General features: G+C 56.3%; 16 protein-coding genes. 2 read left to right on the top strand and 14 right to left on the bottom strand.

What is annotated here, in order from left to right:
* Positions 1-19: 19 nt before the first annotated feature.
* The 5 genes from AC07V4_RS21625 to AC07V4_RS21645 are packed head-to-tail and all read right to left on the bottom strand — an operon-like array spanning position 20 to position 7455.
* Entirely contained in the window at positions 20-934 is a 915-nt protein-coding gene (locus tag AC07V4_RS21625; RefSeq protein ID WP_158231131.1) for a PD-(D/E)XK motif protein, read from the bottom strand.
* Positions 927-1625 carry a DUF6339 family protein gene (locus tag AC07V4_RS21630; protein ID WP_492638157.1) on the bottom strand — a complete coding sequence of 233 codons (699 nt, stop codon included), beginning with the start codon at positions 1623-1625 and terminating at the stop codon, positions 927-929. The genes AC07V4_RS21625 and AC07V4_RS21630 overlap by 8 nt, the downstream gene beginning before the upstream one ends.
* The gene (locus AC07V4_RS21635; RefSeq protein ID WP_492638158.1) at positions 1622-2581 is read right to left on the bottom strand and encodes a hypothetical protein; all 960 of its coding nucleotides are present in this window, start codon (positions 2579-2581) and stop codon (positions 1622-1624) included. The genes AC07V4_RS21630 and AC07V4_RS21635 overlap by 4 nt, the downstream gene beginning before the upstream one ends.
* A complete protein-coding gene (locus AC07V4_RS21640) occupies positions 2578-4623 on the bottom strand; it encodes a hypothetical protein (protein WP_492638159.1) in 2046 nt (681 codons plus the stop codon). The genes AC07V4_RS21635 and AC07V4_RS21640 overlap by 4 nt, the downstream gene beginning before the upstream one ends.
* A 3-nt stretch (positions 4624-4626) precedes the next feature.
* Positions 4627-7455 (bottom strand): Z1 domain-containing protein, encoded by a 2829-nt coding sequence (locus AC07V4_RS21645; protein WP_158231130.1) that lies wholly within the window; start codon positions 7453-7455, stop codon positions 4627-4629.
* A gap of 456 nt (positions 7456-7911) precedes the next feature.
* Between AC07V4_RS21645 and AC07V4_RS21650 the strand changes: the two genes are divergently transcribed.
* Both AC07V4_RS21650 and AC07V4_RS21655 read left to right on the top strand, forming a co-directional pair.
* Positions 7912-8709, top strand: coding sequence for a hypothetical protein (locus tag AC07V4_RS21650; RefSeq protein WP_099312276.1), 798 nt, complete (start codon positions 7912-7914; stop codon positions 8707-8709).
* Positions 8710-8938: 229 nt separating this feature from the next.
* Positions 8939-9187: a hypothetical protein gene (locus AC07V4_RS21655; protein ID WP_099312313.1), complete on the top strand. Its 249-nt coding sequence runs from the start codon at positions 8939-8941 to the stop codon at positions 9185-9187.
* A 463-nt stretch (positions 9188-9650) separates the two neighbouring features.
* Here the strand turns inward: AC07V4_RS21655 and AC07V4_RS21660 are convergent, their stop codons facing one another.
* The 9 genes from AC07V4_RS21660 to AC07V4_RS21700 all read right to left on the bottom strand — a co-directional run bounded on the left by AC07V4_RS21660 (position 9651) and on the right by AC07V4_RS21700 (position 21319).
* On the bottom strand, positions 9651-10118 hold the full coding sequence (locus AC07V4_RS21660; protein WP_492638160.1) for an SRPBCC family protein: 468 nt from the start codon (positions 10116-10118) through the stop codon (positions 9651-9653).
* A gap of 19 nt (positions 10119-10137) precedes the next feature.
* Positions 10138-13614 (bottom strand): amino acid adenylation domain-containing protein, encoded by a 3477-nt coding sequence (locus AC07V4_RS21665; RefSeq protein ID WP_492638161.1) that lies wholly within the window; start codon positions 13612-13614, stop codon positions 10138-10140.
* Between the two features lie 12 nt (positions 13615-13626).
* A complete protein-coding gene (locus AC07V4_RS21670; protein WP_492638162.1) occupies positions 13627-14556 on the bottom strand; it encodes a diiron oxygenase in 930 nt (309 codons plus the stop codon).
* A gap of 25 nt (positions 14557-14581) precedes the next feature.
* Positions 14582-14929 (bottom strand): DUF4437 domain-containing protein, encoded by a 348-nt coding sequence (locus tag AC07V4_RS21675; protein WP_057450903.1) that lies wholly within the window; start codon positions 14927-14929, stop codon positions 14582-14584.
* Positions 14926-15702 (bottom strand): DUF3050 domain-containing protein, encoded by a 777-nt coding sequence (locus AC07V4_RS21680; RefSeq protein WP_492638163.1) that lies wholly within the window; start codon positions 15700-15702, stop codon positions 14926-14928. Before AC07V4_RS21680 ends, AC07V4_RS21675 begins: the two co-directional genes overlap by 4 nt.
* 456 nt (positions 15703-16158) lie before the next feature.
* Positions 16159-17703: an MDR family MFS transporter gene (locus AC07V4_RS21685; RefSeq protein WP_492638164.1), complete on the bottom strand. Its 1545-nt coding sequence runs from the start codon at positions 17701-17703 to the stop codon at positions 16159-16161.
* Complete coding sequence (locus AC07V4_RS21690) at positions 17696-18868, bottom strand: HlyD family secretion protein (protein ID WP_492638165.1); 1173 nt, start codon at positions 18866-18868, stop codon at positions 17696-17698. Before AC07V4_RS21690 ends, AC07V4_RS21685 begins: the two co-directional genes overlap by 8 nt.
* Positions 18865-20367 carry an efflux transporter outer membrane subunit gene (locus tag AC07V4_RS21695; RefSeq protein WP_492638166.1) on the bottom strand — a complete coding sequence of 501 codons (1503 nt, stop codon included), beginning with the start codon at positions 20365-20367 and terminating at the stop codon, positions 18865-18867. Before AC07V4_RS21695 ends, AC07V4_RS21690 begins: the two co-directional genes overlap by 4 nt.
* A gap of 211 nt (positions 20368-20578) precedes the next feature.
* Positions 20579-21319 carry an AraC family transcriptional regulator gene (locus AC07V4_RS21700; RefSeq protein ID WP_492638167.1) on the bottom strand — a complete coding sequence of 247 codons (741 nt, stop codon included), beginning with the start codon at positions 21317-21319 and terminating at the stop codon, positions 20579-20581.

Here is a 21319-nt window from a genome sequence, read left to right on the forward strand (position 1 = left end):
GGCACGATAAAAGTTAACTCTATAACTGCTCACACTTCAGCCCAGAAAGATCTACCCTATACTCAAACTGAACAACGCCTGCTGGCATAACTCCATCTATAAAACTCGCAGGCGTTACCCGGGGGAAACTGTCATCAACCTTATAGGATCGTGCCTCGATGAGGTTGAATGCCTCTTTCCGCGCGGAACATCCAGCCTCCATCCCAAGCCGCTGCAAACCGCCTTCCAGCATGTCTGCATCGACGCCAAGCGCAATGAGACGATCACAAACGAGATCGATCGACAAACCTTTGTCGACCGGTTCGAATCTGAAGTGAAGCAGCTGTAACGGCTTACCGGATGAGGCAGCCAGCTGGAACTGCCCAGAGATGTTGACCATTGTCCCGTAGCGGCTGATCGTCGACTTGACCTCGTAATCGCTCGCTGAAGTCTTGATGTCAACTACGCCGCCAAAAGGGCCGGTCCATTCACAGCAGGCCCCTTTGATGACAAGAGTTTCCAAGGCTAGCAGTTCCGCAAGTAAGTCATAGCCATGCTTGTCAACCACAGCATTGCCCAGCAGGTGCCGCCACCGGTGCCACCAAACCAATGGGTCAGTCAGCAGCGCTTGGCGTACAGCAGTACCGGATCCGACGCTGATCATATGCTCGCAGATCAGTCCGAACTCATTGCGGAGCCATTCAATGGACGACTCCAGCCGTAGGAAGCGCCGATGCTGCCCTGCGACTACCCGCTCTACTGTCCGGAGCTTGGCGCCGGCGAACCCTTCTGAAATGTCCAAGTGTCCGGGGCACTCAACGGCAACGCCGAACCTGTCGCCCTCTCTAAAAACCCACGCGGGGCACGCTGCAGGCATAGCCATGATGGGCAACATTCGGCCGCTATGGTCGAGATTGGCAAATCCTTCTTGGATCTCTTTCAACAGATCAGTCATGGTTACTATCCTGATCAATGGGCATGCATCCCACATCAGTGAACAGCGCGTCCACGTACCCCAACAAACCGCCCTCGCAAAACAGGGGCTCCTTCAGCACGATCTGCGCCGTATTGAGCTTCATGATCGCCCTGAACTGATCTTGGGAGGGCTTGCGCAGCTGGCGCATCTTGAAAATCAACCGTGTCAGATCAATCCTAAAACCACCCTTACCAGGGCGCTCGACCAATTGCACGACCGTATCAGTGGTCACATTCTCCAGTACTTTTCGAGTGTTCTCCTCGGATCCCTGCCACGTAAGATGGACGGTCCACCACATTGCCCGCAACCAGATGCGGCTTCGTCCCTTCCAGTACCGCACAGGTGGCGCGCTATCCCAACGGCTCTTCACCAAATCCGGCAGCACACGTAGGGAGAGAAAGCGCCACCAGCCATCATCTGCGGCGGTTCGAATGTCCATGCCGGCCTCTGCCAATATCCGGTACAGGGCAAGGCCAACTTTCATGTCATAGGCCCCGGGGCCTGAGAGGTTGCTTCTCGCGGTGGGGTCATACACCGACACGACGGCGAGTAGTTGGCGGCGTATTTCTTCCATACCCAGATCAGACAAATGGGGTAGAAACGCGTCGACTTTAACCATTTCGTCAAAGTGGCGCTGCGATAGTTTGAGGTTCAATGTCGGGAAACTCATGCCTCTTTCTCCAGTTCCCGTACACGCTGATCAAGCCAACATTGGGTAGAAGCGAACAACCCCGGAAGTGAGCCTGTGTTCAGATCACCTAATCGAATGAATGAGCGAACTGCGTCCGCAATACTTGCGATACCTTCATCAGCATCGGACGCGCCTAGATACGTATCGAATTGTGCGCCCATGTCTTCCTTGACTTGGGCAATGACCAGTGCAAGCCAGGCTGCAAAAACCTGACGCATCAACGGCGATTGCTCGATATTAGGAGCCCGGCGATCGCGTAATTGTTCGAAATGCGGATGGGCGTTGTTAAGTACAAGGGCGACGTATTCACTGGAGAATGGTTCATCCTGCGGATCACTCCAAGAAGCTTTCAACTCCCACAGCGGCCCATCTGCGCCCAGAGACTCCTCCAGCACAGGAAAAAGGGAGCCATCACCGTCAATCACGATTTCGATTGGTTGTGTTATGAGGCCCAGTCGTGCGCCTGATTGATGCGCAAACCCTGGAGCGAACTCTGTCGTGTATTGGCCTAGAAATGCTTGAACCGATAGAAGACCGCTACCCCTGACCGTTCCGGCCGCCAGTTCGATGTCGAGCACCACGTCCTCGCTCTGTGCTTCGTACCGCAGCCCACGAACGGACCCAAGCGTTCGCCAGCAGGAATCCGCCGATGCCCACTCCAGCGCAAGCAAAACTTCAGAGTCCGTGCTCACTACACCATCGGTACCGAAAATGGCCTCCAGAAGCGGAGCGCGCTCGATCAAACATCGAACCGCCAAGGGGTGCTCGGCCGGGCTCCAGTCACTATCTTTACCCAAGGCATATTGATCGCCACTCACCAGCACCGCGCCTGGATCAATACCGTCATCTGACCGGAAGAGATATTTCACTTCCGACTCGCTTACGCCGCCGAGTGGGGCATACAGCATTCTGTAAAGCGGAAGTCGCGTACTCATTCCGCAACTCCACTTGTATCCGAAATCCGAACGCTGATCACCGGCCGCAATAACTTGCCACCGGACTCGGTCATTCTGACGTTAAGCTCCCCTTCGAGAATAAGTCCCGGTAGAACAGACGCCGCACCAATTGTGAGTCTGACGCCGCTACTTCCAGCAACTTCAATACTTTTTACAGAAAAGGTCGCGCTACTGATGCGGAGGGACTCTAGCCGAAAAGGGAATACACCGAGCCCGCTCTCAAGCCATTTATCAAAAGTGATAGGTCCTGCTTCAGAGTCTACAGATACAGTGATTTCCCTCGGCATGTTTGGCTGCACCATCCCCCATCTCAGATCCCACTTCATAACGATGGTGGATGCTTCATGCCTGACTTCCACGATCTCCAGTTCGGGCGAAAGCACCGTACCTCCTCTGGACTCTTGTCGAATGGCCGCACGCGGAGCCGCCTTACCAAATCGCCCATCGCTACCAAATCCACGACTGGGAAGTACGAGTTCGGCAAGCTTGCGTGACATCCGCATCAGAGGTTTTACAGTCACGCTGGGCTGGGACGGTACGCCGAATTCCTTCAAGGCCCGGCCACACTGAGCACGAATCTTCTCAACGACTCGCCCTCCATTTACATCTACCCAAGCGGCATGATCCGCACGCTCGCAACTTCGCAGATATCCTTCGAGATTCTGTATAGTCGAGCGTAGTCCTCTGGCTTGAGAAGGCAGGAGCTCCCGTCCCGAATCTGGGAGAAAGAGCGCCATAACGTATCGGCCGTCCGCGAACCCCGCGAAACCACCGGCCCAACCTCGCGAATCGATACTGTCATCCCAGCAGATGTTCATTCCAGGAGAACGCATGAACGTCACTATCGGACGATGGGGGGCGCCGCTGTCTGCCTTGGAGAAGATGCAGGTCTCCGGGCTAGCCACGTTGTCTGGCGCATCCATCTGCAACTGATGTGGACTTATCACTACGGCGAGCAGCCAGCCCGCAGGAGCGCTACCAACGAACTCTCCGCGCAATTGAATGGCCCTGCAGAGTACATCATCAGCCTTGACGCCTCTGCCCGTCAGATAATCTCCCTTTTCTGGGGCCGCTCCAACCGCACGATCATACAGGCACTGGCTCACCCGGAATGCCGGCAACATGTCCGAGCTGGCGATCTCCTTGCCGTTCACCGACGCACTCAGATATCGACCACTGGCGAAAAAAGGGTTATCCAGCCGCGCACTGAACCAGCGCTGGATTGAAACATTTACATAACTTTCGTAACTGTTGTACCACCATGGCGCAGGCACACCCTCCTCACAAAACACGGGCAACAGGTTTTCCTTGAGCAATGGAATGATGATTGCGGTTCCGGTTGTGTTACCAGTAAACGGACTGGAACCCAATGCTTTCAAAATCTCGTGGATGTGCTCGGGCGCAGTGATAGCTCGCAAGCTTTCATTCGCACCCCACCAGGCAATGCCGGTTTGCGTCTCGAGCTGAAGGCGGTCAATACGGTGTTCATCTTCGACCAGCGAAGCCACCAGTCGCTCTTCAAACCCCTCAGTCGTATTGATCCGACTATAGTAGATGACTAGGCCAGCACCCATGCGAAAGTAGCAGGTCTTACCCAACCCCCATGAACCGCCCGCACTATCATCTGTGCGAGTCCGGCCGACTTCGAACACGAGCTTCAGGAAATTGCCATGCTGACCATTAGCGTCCACGCTGTCGAAGCTCATTGGCCCAGTAAGTCCCTCAGTGTCTGAATCTCGAATTTCAAGCAGTTTCGGAGTACTGGGATAGCGATTTCCGAGCGTCTTTAGGTTCAGCCCTTCGCTGAAAGTGGAGGCGATGGCATCCAGCGAATGCTCGCGAATGTGGAAACCCACCGAAATCGGCAGAGCCTGATTACCGTTGCGCCCTGCGTCGAGCGCGTTCTGAACCGACTCGCGTACCAGCAGGTCAAGCAAAGGCGTTTCTTCGTTCTGCAGTGCGCGAAGCAGGAATGCACCGGATTCCTGCATGGGTTGCAGTTGGAGGCTGTAATACTTCATGGGTCAGATCACGCCTACCGTTTCTTCAAGGTCATTTTCCGAGGCCATGAAAGTATCTGGGATATCGACCGTCACATGAGTGACGTAGTGTTTCTTCTTACCTTGCGAGCCCGGCAAATAAAGACTGATGCCTACGATGTGCGCCTTGGCATTAAGCGATTGCCTCACTCGGCGCGGCGCTGGAGTTACTTTTGTAGGAGCAACATAATCACTAACTTTGTCGATCAGATAAATGAGCAGTTGAGGTATTGTTCCGACCCCTCCTTTACGTCGGAGCTCTGCCACAAGGGAACTACTGAAACCCGTCTTCGAAAGATCACTATCTTCAAGGTCACGGGTGTCAGCTAGGAGATCCTTAGGATCTCGCAACGCTCCAATGGAGACGCCATCATCCGAACGTTTATCAGCGAATCGGCTGCGGTTGATTCGACCCACAGCCTGACCAGAAATATTCCAGCTATTTTTCGGACTCGGTGAACTGCCAGCTACCACGACGTTCCAGCTCTTGTACCCGGCGTTTTCAGAGTGCTCACCGAGCCACTTCAAAAACGCTTTTATGTCGGAGAAGAACTGATTCCCTGGGTGGAACGACAGACTTGCCAAGTATTCGGCTATCTGACTTACGTCAACCTCACGCCAGACAAGACTGCTCGCCCCTTTTAAATCGGACTTTTCGAGGTCGGCACCAGCCGAACTCAAAAATTTCTCAGTTAACAACAAATTGGCTTCGAGCAGGACGGCAGCATCCTCGCCGTCATGGAAGACGGTGGTTTGCCGATTGATTCCCGAAAAGTCGAATGCCGCCTCGATCGCGCGCTGCATTTTATTCGCACCTGTCGGACGAATCCAAGCGAGGCTCGCGTGTACACGCACGCGAGGCCCGAACTCTTCAGGCTTGGCGCCGCCATGCATGAAACGATCGAGATCGTCACGAAGCTCCTCCTCCGCGACTGTCATGAACTCGTACTTTTCTCTCGTATCATCGGACATCCAGATGCGCGGCAACAGCTCGTAGCCTTTGCGGTAACCAAACCAGCGCCCCATCTGCATAAGGGAATCTGCCTGGGCCGAGCCTCGAAGGAAAAAGGTGCTGACCAGATTTTCAATCGTCAGTCCCCGAGAGAGCGTGCCGCCTCCAATAACGATGAACGCCGTACAAAAATCCAGACCCTGCGATGCGTCAGGGTAAAATAACCGTCGGATTTCGTTCTCATCGGTTACCCCATTATTGGCGCAGTTATCGACACACACGTGGGTACCGCGGTGGTACGTCCTTTTGGAGTCAGCGTCCAGCTGGATGGCCGTCACCGTATCGAGAAGCGTCCGAATTTCTTCGAAGAAGCTGTCAAAAGCCGGTAGCTCAGAAAGCTCGGAGAGTCGTCCATAGTCGTGGAAACGCTCGCCAAACTGCGCAACATCCAAGTCTGACGAAACCCTATCCCACACAGACCTGAAAGTGTCGGCCAGTTGAGCATCATTATACTTAGACCACGTGTTGAGAGCTGCCTGCACCGCTTCGCTCATGTAATCATGATGAAGCTGCCTTGCGCTGGTGTGTATCAACATGCTTACCGGTTTTGCAGCGCCGGACAATCGCATCACACCCACACAGCACAGGTACCAGATCAAGCTTTCTTCCAGCGCCGGAGGCAGGGTCAGGTCATCCCCCTTGTGAAGACTGGCTACCTGCTCTAGGTCCATGCGAGTTACTTCACGAACGATTCCAAGCGGCTCTCTCTCATTTTCGGTGGAACCGAAAATCTGCACGGGCCCGAAATGTTCGTCTGCCTGGGGTAGCACCGCTATGAAATCCGTTGGGTAAAGGGTATCGCCAGGCCCCTCATTGAGAAAGTTGGCAGCGGGGGTGGCAGTGAACGCGACGTAATTCACACATTGCAGCGGCAAACTGATCAACTTCAGGATGAGCCCATTGATGACCGTACGCTCCGCCTTCGTAACGTCATTCGAATTGATACCCGCCTGATCCGCTTCGTCATCAATCACTACAAGCCGCATCTGTGACATCCCCAAGGGATGTGCCTTGATCCAATCAATGAGATGCCTCAGTCGCGCCGGGTTCTTCAGGCAGACAACAAGATGGCGATCTCTTCGGCCTGGATCGAACTGCATGTCCTGCGCACGAGCACCATAGGGGCTGTTCCTCGACGGATGCTCGATAGACTTCCAACTGACGTTACCATCATGCTGGAACAAGTCGCCAACCAGGCGCTTACTGGTTTGCACCCGCAGATTCTCTAGCGTCCCGGTCAGGACGATGAACAGGTTCCATCGATAGTCGGCAGCCATAGAAATCAGGCCAGCCATGTTGGCTGTTTTGCCGGACTGTACATGCCCTACCACAAGCCCTTTCACGGCCACACGATCTTTTGTGGTCTGACGAAGGCGCTGGAGGACGCGAACGGCAGATCTCTGAATGTTATCGACTGAGGTTTCCTTCCAGCCCTGCGCGATGAGGTGTTTTTTGTAGAGTTGCCATGCACTTCGCGCATCTTGCGGCACTGCCATACCCGGCTCGGCCTCTTCCGCCCCCACAAAGATCAAGGGCCTCGCCGCGGCGACAGATTGCTGTTCCGCCTGCTCTTTGTGCCGAACGATCTCCTTCCAGCGTTCAAACCGCTCTTCAGGGCTATTGCCCAGCGAAGGCCAGTCGTCCATTTCCTCTTGCGACAGGAACCAGCCATTGATTTTCTCAAGTGACTCTCCCATCCGGCCGAGCCGGGCGATATCCTCCCAACTCCTGCTTTTCAGGCGCCAACCATCAATGAACGCGCGGCACTTGTCGTACGCTGGGTCAATACTGTAATCAGCCATTAGCATCCCTACTGTATTCGGCGGAAGAAAACTCGAATCAGGAACATCGCCTGCATCCAAGTCAGGGGCAGAGATAGTGGCACAGAGCCGGCAGCCTTACAAAACCCTGAGATCGCGAGGTCGTGAATTATGAATCCCCTCTTGCATGCGTATTCATGGTCTGCCTGAAATTTTCAAAAAGCCGTTAAATTATGTGTTAATACGCTCTCGCGAGAGGTAGGCGGCCGCGCGTATGAAAATTCAAAGAAAAATAGACGGCCTTGGTTGCGCATCAGACGTCGCGACTCGACAGATTTGGACGCTTGCCTAACCACGATGAGATCGATTTTAGTCTGGCGCTAAACCCTCCGCACCTAGTTGCGTGAATGCGTAAAAAAGCCCTTGCCGCAAAGGAACACTGTTCCTAAAATATATCAAGATAAACGACGCGCGCCCAAAACGATGGAGCAGGACGATATGAGCATCAAAAAAACAGTCAGACCTGCTGAAACGCTTCTGGATTTTGAGATTTTCTATAATGGCGAGCTGTATCAAACAGTCAAATTTTCCAGCTTCCGGAAATGTAGTAACTGGCGCGAAAAAAATCTGGAGACACCATTTCTTTATGTGATCAAAACGCCAAACTGCAACCGTGAAAATTGCATTGAGATATCCAAGCGCTACTTCGCGACCAAACATCGCGTGTACCCTGATCTGTTTGAGCGCCCTGAGTGGGACATTGTTACTGACGAAGAAGTCCAAATGCGTGCAGAACAACGCACAGTATTAGAAGCTCGAGAACGTACGGGGGTTAATATTTCCGTTCAAGTCAGCGGAGGTAAATATGATGTCACTGTTGTTCACTACGACAAACCAATGCGGGATCGCGTGGAGATCATCAAGGGCGACATGAGCCGCGAAGAAGCTTACAAATTCATTCACGAATACGGCATCGATGCCAGCAGCAACGCAATGGCATCAACAAACGAAGTCTCACCATCGTCCAATATGAATCAAGTCGAACGCCAGCAACTGGTCCTGAGTACATTACTGGATGTCATCAAGCCACAAAATACTGGTTGGAGAGAAATAAGCGAAGCCATAGAAAATCTAAAATTGATTAAGCCAGATGGATGGCTGGAAGTGCGCGACGTGCTCCAATACCTTTTGGATCAAGGTCGTATCGCTCGCCCTGAGTTCGATCCGCACGCAGATGATGAGTATTTTTTTGCAATTCCGCGGTCTCACACTGCTAACACGGAAGGATATGAATAAACACTAGTCAACATGCTCGTAGATAGAAGACCTCTGGCCGGAGTTTGGTGTGTATTTGCTTGGGGTTGCTCATCGACAACTGAAAACATACTGGGCGTGGCGCTAGAGCATTGCACCGCTGTTGTATATGAGTCCGTAGGCGAGTAAACGCCAACGGCACAAACACTAGTGCATTGAGTTTTTCGTCGGACACCACCAACCCGATTATATGAGATACGGGACTGACAACATGCACCTTCGAAAGCCAGACGCATCACTGCACAACCCGTCCCCGGATTACCTGCGTGATCTCCTCGAGACGGCGGGCATCACCCAAAAAGCAGCAGCGACTACCCTCGGCATCACGGACCGGGTCATGCGCTACTACTTGAGCGGCGAAGAGTCGGCGACCTACCGACCAGCGCCCTATGCTATCCAGTACGCGCTTGAACAACTGGCTGCATATGCTGCAAAGAAGCGAACCGTTAAAGTCGCCTGACTCTTAGGTAGGTCGCATGCGTCCGAATAATCACCAGCCGAGTGAAGTAAAATCCTAAATTTCATGACTGAGACGGAATCCAGATGCAACGTCTATAAGGGTATCTATTTTGAACTACCCTAACGCGTCAGCTCTCAGAGCGTGGCGAGGGGGCTGGGTATTCCAAAGAGTATTCCAAACAAAAATCAAAAATATTGAAATCTATATAAATCAATAAATTATCGATCTTGTTCAGATTACCCCGGCCCAAATGATCAAACAAAGACGTCCACGGACGTCTTTGTTTGTGCCTGAAATCCATTGAAACCAAGGACTTCAGGGCTATTAGCTTCCGTAGAAGCATTTTGAACTCTAGGCGTTTCCCGAGCCCACCGGTGCTATTTTGGGATACCAAAACGGGCTGCGCTGCTGCGGTCCAACTCGTACATGGACTTTTGGTTACATCAGCACAGGCGCTTTAGAGTCAGATAAATAGTTCCTGTACATTTTTCATCGCACTATCGGCAAAGCCTTGCAGGAAAGCCTCGAACGCTGGCACGTCTTCCTTACCGCCGGTGTAGGGCTGGCCAATGATAGTCCAGGTCGCCAGGCTCTGGTTCTCGTCTTGAGGAACAACCTGCATCACTGCCCACAGGTTGCCGATATTCAACGACGTGTAGATCAGTGACCAGGTCATGGCCATGGCTTGGTCGTCATGCGTATTGAGTTGCTCAATCACCACATTACCGTCCTTGAACAGCTTCTTGCGTACCGAACGTACGCCCTCGCCGGTCATTTCAATGTGGGACAGCGCAGGGATAAATTTGGCGAAACCTGCGAAATCTCCGACGATCTTCCACACGCTGCGGGCATCGCCGTTCACGATCACGCTGGCGACGACAGGGTTGCCAACCGGGTTGCGGACCAAGGTATCGGGTTCAAAATGTTCCATGAGAAAGCTCCTTTTTTGTTTAGATGAAATCGATTTGCTTGAGGTAGTCACAGCCTTTTTGCAGCAGCGCGCTGTTCTTGGCCGGGTAGTCTTCCCCCATGTTCTGGATGCCTGAGAGCGCATTGCGGTACTCGATCATCGAGATATCACCAATGTCTTCTTCAAACCCATTGAGGTAAAAGCCGACCACGCCGAACAGTGCGTTATCACTGTCGATAGCCGACAGGCGCTGTTGCCATTGCGTCACCGGGACCATCTGGAAGTCGTGACCGGCAGCGCGAAACGCTTCCAGATAGTGAGTCCATGACAGGGGCTGCGGGTTGTGCAGGTTGAACACCGCTTTGGAACGGTTATGGCGGCTGGCATGAAAGGCGATGAACCGGGCGAGGAAATCCACCGGCATCAGGTCGAAATTGAGCGCCAGTTCGGGCACTTCCTTAAGCTGTAATGAGCCTTTGAGCATCAACATCAAGCGGTTCTGGTGCGGTTGACACACCCCGGTTCGCGTATTGAACGCAATGTTTCCCGGGCGATAGAGGTTGACCCAGACGCCCGACTCGCTGGCATTCCACAAAATGCGCTCAGCCACCCACTTGGAAAGGTTGTAACCATTGCGAATGTAGATCGGCGGCGTGAACGCCGGCGGCTCTTCCAACACCCGCCCCTGTTCATCCACTGTGCTTGAGGCTGACAGGGTGGAGATGAAGTTGAAAATCTTCTTGCTGCGTCCTTCACACAGTTGCAGGCATTCGAGCACAGGCGTGACGTTGTCCTTGACCAGAGACTCGTAGTCGAGCACGTGGTTGACGTTGGCCGCGTTATAGATCAACACGCCATATTCACGGTCCAGCCATTCATAGTCTTGCTCGGATAACCCCAGGCGCGGCTTGCTGATATCCGCCGCCAGTACCTTTACGCGGCTCAGGTCCAGATGCTCGAGACGGTTCTGGATCAGCGCCTGCTCGAAGCGCTGCTGGGCGCTCATCCCTGCCGACTCGCGAACCAGGCAAGCCACTTCGGTACTGCCCAGTTCCAGCAGTGCCTCGACAATATGCACGCCGAGAAAACCATTGGAGCCGGTCACAATGACCTTGTGTATGTTGCCCAGCCGGCTGATCGGCAACACATCCAGTTCAGGCCGGATCATCGCGTCCTGCAGCGCCTGGGGACTGACCGTAGCGGTGGCCTCGACGTCCTGGTCGATCAGGTTGGCAAGGTTGACCAGGGTGGGTTGTTCGATAAAACGGTTGATCGAGACCCCTTTGCCAAACGTCTCGCGAATGCCCATGAGCATCTGCGACAAAAGGATCGAATGACCACCCAGGTTGAAGAAACTGTCATCCACGGAGATATCCGGCGCAGGCAGGTCCAACAGCCTGGACCACAGCTCCAGCAACTGCTGCTGGGTGGCGTTCTGGGGTGCCAGGTGCGGCCCTTGGGTCTTGTAGTTGACTGGCAGGTCTCTCAAGGCTTTGCGGTCGATCTTGCCATTGGCCGTGGCCGGCAGATACTCCAGCAGGCAGTAGGCGCTGGGGCGCATGTAGTCGGGCAAATGCTTGAGCGCATAAGCCTGCAACTGTTCGCTGGCCACTTGCCCCTCGGCACTTTGGGGCTGGGAGAAAAACGCCAGGATGCGCCGCTGGTTATCGATGACCACTGCCAGTTGACGGAATAATTGGCTCGATTGCAGCAGGTGCTCGATTTCTTCCGGCTCGACCCGGAACCCGCGAATTTTCACCTGGTTATCCAGGCGCCCGATGATCTGGACGCCTTCCTGCGTCCAGCGCGCCAAGTCGCCGGTACGGTACAGGCGCACCAGCTGGCCGTCGGGCAACTCATGCAGACGGTAACGCTCAGCGGTCATTTGCAGGGCTCCCAAGTACCCCGCCCCCACGCCGGGCCCGGCGATGTGAATCTCACCGCTGTCCGCTTCGCCTACCGGTTGGCCGTGTTCATCCAGCAGGTAAACCGAGGTATTGGCAATCGGCACGCCCAGGTTGCGATTGTTGTCTGCGGGCTGGAAAGTGCGGCAGGTGGCGAGCACCGTGGTCTCGGTGGGGCCGTAAATATTGTGCAGCGCACAATGGCCCACCAGTTGCTCGATCACATGGGGCTCGCACACATCTCCGCCCGTCACCAGGTGCTGCATGCCGTACAGCGACTCGAGCTGAATAATGCTGAGCAAGGCCGGCGGCAAGAACGCATGGGTGACCTGTTCTTGCTGGATCAACTCGGCAAGCGCCACCGGGTCGCGGCGCTGGTCTTCGGTGGGCACGATCAACTCGCCGCCCTGGATAAGCGTGGGGAAGATATCCAGCAACGACGCATCGAAGTTGATGGTGGAAAACTGCAAGGCGCGACTGTGATGGCTCAGTTCCACATAGCGGGCATACCACGCACAGAAGTGGCTCAGGTTGTCGACCGTCAGCAACACGCCCTTGGGTTGCCCGGTGGTACCCGAGGTGTAGATCGCCACGCAAGGCGCCGAGCCGGTAAGCGCTACTCGCAGCAGGCTCTGATCCGGGGCCAGGGCTACCCGGCTGTAACCCTGGGCGCCGTGGTGAAAGAAATCCAGGTGGCTGATGTCCAGGGTGGCCAGGCCCGGCAGTGGGTTGTCTGCCTGGCTGTCCTGAATCAGCAAGCTGGCACCGGCATGCTTGAGGATCGCCGCGCGGCGCTCGACAGGATGGTTCGGGTCCAGGGGCAAGTACACCGCGCCACACCCGAGCACCGCCAGGATCGCCGCATAGAGCGCCGTGCCTTTAGGCAACGAGATAGCGACCACCGTCACCCCGCCAGCGGAGATTTCAAGCAAAGGCTGCAAGCGCTCCTGAACCGCCACGCTATAGGCATGCAATTGCGCGTAGGACATGCCACGCCCCTGCACTTTCAGGGCGTTGCGCTCGGCATTGGCCAGCAGGCTATCGGCCAGGCGTTGTATAAAGGGGCGCTTGGCCTCCTCCAGGATCCCGGCGTTGACAGTTGCATTGTGACGATGGCGCCAGGCCAGGCTGTCGAGCAGAGTCAGGCTCGACAGCCGGTCGATCGCCTGCACCGGCTCACGGGGCACCTCAAGATAGTCGGCACTGCGTGAGAAACGTCCAATGTGCATACTGGCCATCTCCACCACCTGCGCAACCGCTTCGCGTGCCAGGTCGGCGCCGTTGCCGGCGGTATTGGCGCAGACCTCGCGGCGCCCCAGCACCATCCAGTCGCCATCACCAGGACGCCAGAGGCAGTCCACCCGCACGGGCGCAAAGACATCGTTGACATCGTCGAAGTGCGCCCGCAAAGACAGGCGGTGACACGACGGATAATGCGAGGGTTGCGCCGTGCTGCCGTCATCGATCAGCAAGTCCGGCGCCGGTAACCGGCAAAGATCAATGGCGTTATCACTGGTAAGCAGGTGAGCCGTATGGCCCATCTGTTCCAGCTCTTGCGTAAGGCAGGCGAACGCATGACTGCGCCCGCACAGAACGATATCAAGATGTCTCATTGAAGTTGTCCTCTAGCGCAGATAATCGGCGAGCGCATCCTGCATGCAGGGAGCGTCGAGCAGGGCGCTGTGTTTGAAGAATCGGACGATGTTGCCTACCAGCGGGTGAGACGCAGTGATCGGAAAACTCATGCCTTCGACCTCCTGACGCAAGGCCGCCTTGACCTCTGGGCTTACCGGCAGTTGCTCGATCAGAGCGAAATCAAACCTCTGCTGGATCTCATTGGTCAGGTACTCACCCAGGAACACCGGCATGATCGAGGCCAGCGTCCGCTTGTCCTCCTCGCTCGCAGTGCTCCAGTAGATACGTGTCAACTTGGCCCAGAAGCCCGAATGTCGCCCCTCGTCAGCCAGGTGGTCTGCCATCAACCCCTTGACCGATGCCTTGACCGAGTCGTCGCGGGCAAAGGCGGCGACATCATTGGTCAGGGTGTTTTCCGCAATGGCGACACAGATCAACTCGACGGCCGCCTTGAGGTGCTCGGGCGCCATGGCCAATGCCTTGGGAATCGAACGGCTGAGTTCGATTTCCGCTGGCAAGGCAATGGGTTCGATGCCGGTCAGCTCGATGGTCTGTTGCATGTAATCCATCGCCACGAGGGCGTGATAGTCCTCATCGACCACCACGGTCATCGCGTCATATCGACAGGCAAACGGGAAGCGTATAGCGAAGTTATCTTTCGCAATGCTCCTGGCCGTCTTGTCGACAATTTCCGTTTCAAAAATCACTACATCATTAATGAACTTGTATAAGCTTTGAACTAGCACAAAGTGCTGCAAGTGAGCGCATTCCCGTATAAATGTCGCGCCCATGACCAAGGGTTGGCGGCTGATCGGAAATATCAACTTCCCATCATCTTCCAGGCGTCGTCTCGGCCGCGTACGAATGGTCGCCCGCTCCTCCCACGACTCGGAAAATGACTGGTACTCTTCAGCTCTCATGAATCTTCCCCTTTGTTCATGACGATCAGTAGTAATGCACTTCAAACAACAGGCATCCGTCCTTTGAATTAAACGGTCCGTGCTCGGTGTGCGCAGCCCTGAAAAAGTAACTACCGTCGCGGTAGGTTTTCTCGGGGCGATCCTTACTTGCCAACTCGGTCTGGTCGCCCTCAATCAAATACACTTCTTCGTGATAATCATGGGTGTAGATTTCACGCGTGCCGCCCCCTGGATGGAAACGTACCAACCGCGTACGAACACCGGTTTTCGTCACAGGGTCCAACGTGTCCTTGAATACCGTCAGGGTAATGTCCCGTTCCGACTTCACCTCAAACCACTGGGCCTGGTCAGCCTCGATGACTTCGAAGTTCATGCTACGCACTCACTGACAGTTTCACGCATGGCCACACGCAAGTTGTCCCACAAGGTCAAACGGCTTTGCACTGCAGCAATCGCCGACACGTAGACTTCGTCCTGACGCTGGGCATCGCCATTGACCAGCCGCGCCAACAGGCTTTCCGCCGCCGGGCCGTGGTCTTCCGAGTCGACTTCGATGTGGCGTTGCAGGTAGTACCGGAAGGTGGGCGCATCGTCTGCGGTGATGTCCCAATCATCGAGGATTCGCTGGAACATCTCGGGGATAACGCTTTCACGGCCATGCAGGAAGGCGGCGGCAACACTGTGGGTGGAGGCGTAGATAGCGGTTTCGATGGTGTCGGTGACGAAGGCAGAGGCTGCCAGGCCAGCGCCGCAACGCGTGAGAGCCGTTTGCAGGTCGACGCCGTCGCGCATCAGTTTGACAAAATATTCGATCTTGTCAGTGCTGGCGCCCACTTCCCGCATAGCGTGCAGGTAGAGTTCGAAGTGGCTGTAATGACCGCCTTGCAGGTTCTGGTCAGACTCCTCGCCAAGGATGATCTCATTGATAAGGTGCGCGGCCGCCGGGTCCAACGGCGGCAGCCAAGGCAGACGAGTACAGGTCAGGTCCTGTTGCAGGCGCTTGGCCAGAGACATGAAATCCCACACCGCGAACACATGGGTTTCCATAAAGGCACGCAGCACCGGCAAGGAATTGATTTCAGCAAAGATCCGATGGTTGCCCAGTTCTAATTTTTTTGCGTTCAACAGCGACTTTTTATTTTCCATGTTGCGCTCCTTATCAAGCTTTAGTCAGGTCTGACCACGCGAGACTTACCTGGTTATCTTTTTCCAGGCACAAGTAGGCCTGTCTCGCCATTGCCGGCCAGCACTTAAGTCTTATTCAAGTTAGTTATAGGCTCATGCTTCGTTAGCGCAAAACCCAAGCCGCCAAAGCAAGACAAAACTTAGAGGAAGTCCATGACGTTCGGCAAGTGTTTTTTAGAAGATTAATACAATTTATTTCAAAACTATAAACATACAAACAACAGAAGCCCGACCGAAGTTGATAACATCAACTTCGTCAGGCAATAGTTGGCCGACACCCCATTCGGAGTGCAAACAATCTATATGTAATCGCTAAGTAAGCAATCAATCTATGAAGAGGCCATGCGCCTTTTTACCATTCAAGTTCCCTCTTGCTCACTGACAAAGACCCGCCCATTGCTGGCGGGCATAATCTGGTCAACTCTTCGCTTGTTGACGTAATGCCAAGGCCGCCACACCACACAAGATCAACGCGATACAGGACACGTAGAACGCATCGCTGTATGCCATCAAGTACGCCTCACGACGTACGGTATGGATCAGGCCTTCCAGAACCTGCTGTTGGGCAGGTAACAATTGGTTGAAGATGAAATCTTCGCTGCCGGCCATGCTGGCGCGCAGGCGCTCCTGCAAGGACGGGGAAAACAGCGTGATCGACTCCCCCACCCGCTCGGAGTGAAAGCGCTCGCGCATGGCGACGATCTGCGTCAACCCTGCGGTGCCCACCGCCCCGCCAAGGTTGCGCAGCATGGAGAACAAGGCGGAAGCGGAACCGGCTTCATCTTTTGCCAGGCCGGACACGGCTAGCACCGAAAGCGCCACCATGATCAGTGGCTGTCCGATGCCGCGTACTACCGTGGAAGGAATGATCACGTTGGCGGCACTATCGACATCCAGGTGCGCACCGAGGTAACACCCCAGGGCCATGATAAAAAAGCCGCTGGCGACCATCAGTTTCGGGTTGAGCCACTTCATCAGTCGCGGCATGAACGGCGCCAGTACCAACTGCACCATGCCGTAGGCGATCAGACTGATGCCGATTTCCCGGGCGTTATAGCCCTGCAACTGGGAGAGATAATTGGGTACCAGGAACACCAGGCCGAAGGTAGCCCCGCCGAAAATGAACATTGCCGCGCTGGCCACCCCGAAGTTGTAGCTCTTGAGCAGGCGCAGGTTGATGAAGGAACGGTTGCCATACAACTGCGAAAGCACGAAGTACACCAGGGCGATGCCCGCGATCAGGGACATCCACACAATAAAATCGGAGCCGAACCAGTCCTTGCGCCCACCTTCCTCCAACACGATCTGCAAGCCGCCCAGGCCGACGATCATCGCCAGGATTCCACCCCAGTCGCCGCGCTTGAGCAGGCTCAACTGCATGGGCTTGGCATCGATGGACCACGCCACCGCCAGCAACAAGAGAATGCCGGGGGCCAGTTGCAGGTAGAAAATCCAGCGCCAGGAATAGGCATCCGTCAACCAGCCGCCAATGGACGGTCCGGCGGCCTGGGCAACACTGTTGGACAACGCGAACAAGGCCATGCCCATCGCAATCTTGCTGGGCGGCAGCTCGGTGATGATCAACTGGAATGACAAGGGGATCAGCACCGCGCCAGCGGCGCCCTGGATCACCCGAATGATGATCATCACTTCCAGGTTGGGTGCCCAGGAACAGGCAATAGACGCCACCAGGAACACAAACGACCCCACGAGCATCACCCGGCGCAGGGAGAACACCTGGACCAGCCAGGCAGTCAGCGGAATCATCACGATTTCCGCGACCAGGTACGCGGTGGAGATCCACGAGCCCTCCTCGAATGTCGCCCCCAGGGAACCTTCGATTTCCGGCAGCGCGGCGCTGGTCACGTGCACGTTCATGCCGGCCATGAAACAGCCGAACAGCCCGCCGATCACCGCCACCCAGGCGCGAAAGGAGACGGTCTTTTCAGCGACCTCAGTCATGTGCCGCGCCCTGGTTGGCTGGTCGGGTATCAACGGTGGTGATCACCGACATGCCCGGCAGGATAGGCCCGCCCTCGTCATGCTCATCGATGACGATTTTCACCGGGAAGCGCTGCACGATCTTGGTGAAGTTGCCGGTGGCGTTATCCGATGGCAACAGCGCGAACACGGCCCCGGAACCTGGCGAGAAACTCACCACATGGCCCTTGAGCTTGCGCCCCGAGTAACTGTCTACGCTGATATCTACTGCCTGACCGGCGCGCATGTCGCGCAACTGGGTTTCCTTGTAGTTGGCCACCACATAGGCTTGCTGCAAGGGCACTACTGCCAGCAGCGGCAAACCTGGTGCGACATATTGGCGAGTGCGCACTTTGCGCTGCCCCACGACCCCGTCGATGGGCGAGCGGATCAAGGTGTCTTCCAGCGCATGAGTCGCCAGGTTCAACTGCGCCTCGGCCTGGCCGCGCCGGGCAATCTGTTGTTGGAGCGAGGCTTCGGCCAATTGGCGCCGACTGATGGCAACGGTCAACCGGGTTTCCTGTTGACGTTGCATGGCCTTGGCAATTTCCACCGCGGCGTTGGCCTGGGTGTAGCTGGCGGCTGCCGTTTCCAGACGCTGGGCACTGGCGGCGTGTTCGCGCACCAAGCCTTCGTATCGGCGCTGATCGAGACTTGCGCGGCGCAGCTCGGCAGCCACGCTGCGGGTGTGAGCCTCAGCCTGGAGCACACCGGCCTTTTGCTGGGCAATCAGGCTGTCGGTGACTTGCAGGTTGGCCTGTTGCGCCGCCACCGAGGCTTGGGTTTCAGCCAGCTGTGCGCGGGCTTGCGCCAAGCGGGCCTGGTAATCACGGTCCTCGATGCGCACCAGCACCTCTCCGGCCTTGACGGGCTGATCATCCTCCACCAAGACCTGGGCCACATATCCGGAGACCTTCGGGCTGATGGGAATCCAGTCGGCACGCACATAGGCATCATCGGTCTGTTCCAGGTAACGCCCCACTGTCATCCAGTACACCCCGAACGCTACCGCTGCGATCAACAGCACAACGCCTCCCAGCAGTATCAGGTTGCGTTTGCGCCGTTGCTTGCGCGCATGCATGAGTTGCTCGACCACATTCTCCTGCTCGTCCTGGACAACGGTTTTTTCATCGACAGCGATATTCATGGCTGGGTACCGGAAAAATTGACGGAAGCGCGGCTGGGCGCAGCGGTCTGGGTAGCGGAAGAGGAGGACTGCCAACCGCCACCAAGCGCGCGAAACAGGCTGATCTGGCGCTGCAACAGCTGGCCATCGGCATCGGCACGTGTGGCCTGCAAGCGGATCAGCTCACGCTCGCTGTCCAGCACGTCGAGAAAGTCGATAGAGCCGGCGTTGTAATTGAACTGGGCCAACTTGTAGGCCTGACGACTGCTATCCAGGGCCTGGCTCAAGGCGGCGTGGCGCTGACGCTCGCCGTCGTACAACGCAAGGGCCTGGCGTACGTCCTTGAGTGCCTTGAGCACACTGGCCTCGAATTGCGCCACTTCCACCCGCTCCAACGCCCTGGCCTGGTTGACCCGCGCGCGATTGGCTCGCCAGTTGGGGAATTGCCAGGTAATCAGCGGACCGATGCCAAACATCACTGCGCTACTGTCTCCCAGCTCATGGGGTTTGTTGGCGGATGAGGACACTGAAGCGCCAAAGGTCACCTTCGGATACAGGTCGGCCTGGACGATATCCACTTGCAGCGTGGCCGCCTGCAACGCTCGCTCGGCCTGACGAATATCGGGGCGGCGCGCAAGTAATTGCCAGCCGTCGCCCACCGGCAGTTCGGCATTGAGTTGCGGTACGACCTCACAGGTCGCGGCGCCAGCGCCTTGTTCCAGGTCGGCCACGCCGGTCAACATCGCCAGTTCGTACAGAGCTGCTTGCCGACGTGCTTCCAACATCGGCAGCAACGCCAGGGTTTCGCCCTGCAGCGCCTGCATTCGGGTGTATTCGAGATCTGTCACCACACCGGCCTGACGCTGGCGGTCGGTCAACGCCAAGCTGTGCCCGACGACTTCCAGCGAATGGCGCTGGACCTTGGCGCGCGCCCCCAGGGCGCAGGCATTGACATAGGCGCGAGTGGTTTGCGCCACCACCGTGATGCGTAACAAGTCTTCGGCGTCCTGTGCTGCAGCCGCCTGAACCTGGGCCCTCTCGATACTGCGCTGGACCTGACCCCAGACGTCCACTTGATAAGCCAGTTCAAAGCCTGGGTTGAACGCCCACTGTGACGGCGCATGGCTATCGGTCGCCTTGGCCAGTGTCTGATCATCGGCCGTCTTGCCGTACTCGGCGCCCAGTGACGCCTGAGTCGACGGCCAGCGCTCGGCATCGGCCTGCATGATCCCGGCCAGCATTGATTGCACATGAGCCTGGGCCGCCGCCAGGTCGCGGTTATGCATCAATGCCTGCTGCACCAGCGCGTCGAGTTTCGGATCGTTATACAACTGCCACCAATGGTCGGGTAACGCTTGGGCCGAAACACCCTGCGGCAGACGGCTCAGGACATTGATGCGCTCCGGGTGTGGCTGTGCGGGTGTATGGGCGACCCAAGAGGAACAACCCGCCAGCAAGACGACCGCCACACCCAGGAGCGAAAGACGACCATGTCGTGCGCAGAAAAAAGGCGAACCCATCGAAAAAACCCAGAATGCCAAGTAGAGACGCAGGTTAAGAGAGCACCGGGCCGAGCATCTCCCGAGTTCCAGACAACCATCGTTTCGATTTGGACAATGTGCCTGTAGACCGCCTTATCGCAGGCGCCTACGGGCCGGGCACACGCGAAAACATGGCCCTGCCTGAAGGCGGGGCCATGTTCGATTGGGGTTACGCGTTCGCCGAGGTGTATCAGACCAGGCGGCAGTTGCTCGGGGTGTAGCCCATTGTGCGCTTGAACATTGCAGTAAACGCACTTGGGCTCTGGTAGCCATGCTCCAACGCCACTTCCAGGATCGATACACCGCAGGCCAGCCGTTGCATGCTGAGCAACAGCCGAGTGCGCTTGCGCCACTCCCCGTAACTCATGCCCAACTCTTTCTGGAACAGCCGCGCCAGGGTGCGCGAACTCATATTGAGTTGCACCGCCCAACTCTCCAGTTTCGACTCCTGTGAAGGGTTGTCGATGAAGTCGGCACACAGCGACTTGAGCCTTGGCTCATCAGGGATCGGCACATGCGCCAGCACCCTCTGCGCCCTGTCGAGTTCCGAGAAAATCAGATCGACAATCTGCACATGGCGCAACAGGGCCGATTCAGTGTCACGTTCATCGGCCGCAGCGATGATCAACTCCCGCAGCAGCGGCGAAACCTTGAGAACATGGCATTCCTCCGTCAACGTCCGGTGCGCGCCCGGTGAGATCAACAAGGTGCGCATGCGCACCTCGCCGGTCATGCGGATCTGGTGCTCCACCCCCGAAGGGACCCAGAGCGCATGCCCGGAAGGCACCACCCAGGTGGTCCCGACGACCGATACCAGCATCACACCGTTAATGGCATAGACCAGTTGACCCTCTTCATGCCGATGCGGAGCCACTATGTCGCCATGACCATAGTTACCGGCAAGCGCTGCCAATGCGGTATGCGCGTTCAT

The sequence above is a fragment of the Pseudomonas sp. GW821-FHT03A09 genome (assembly GCF_059421065.1).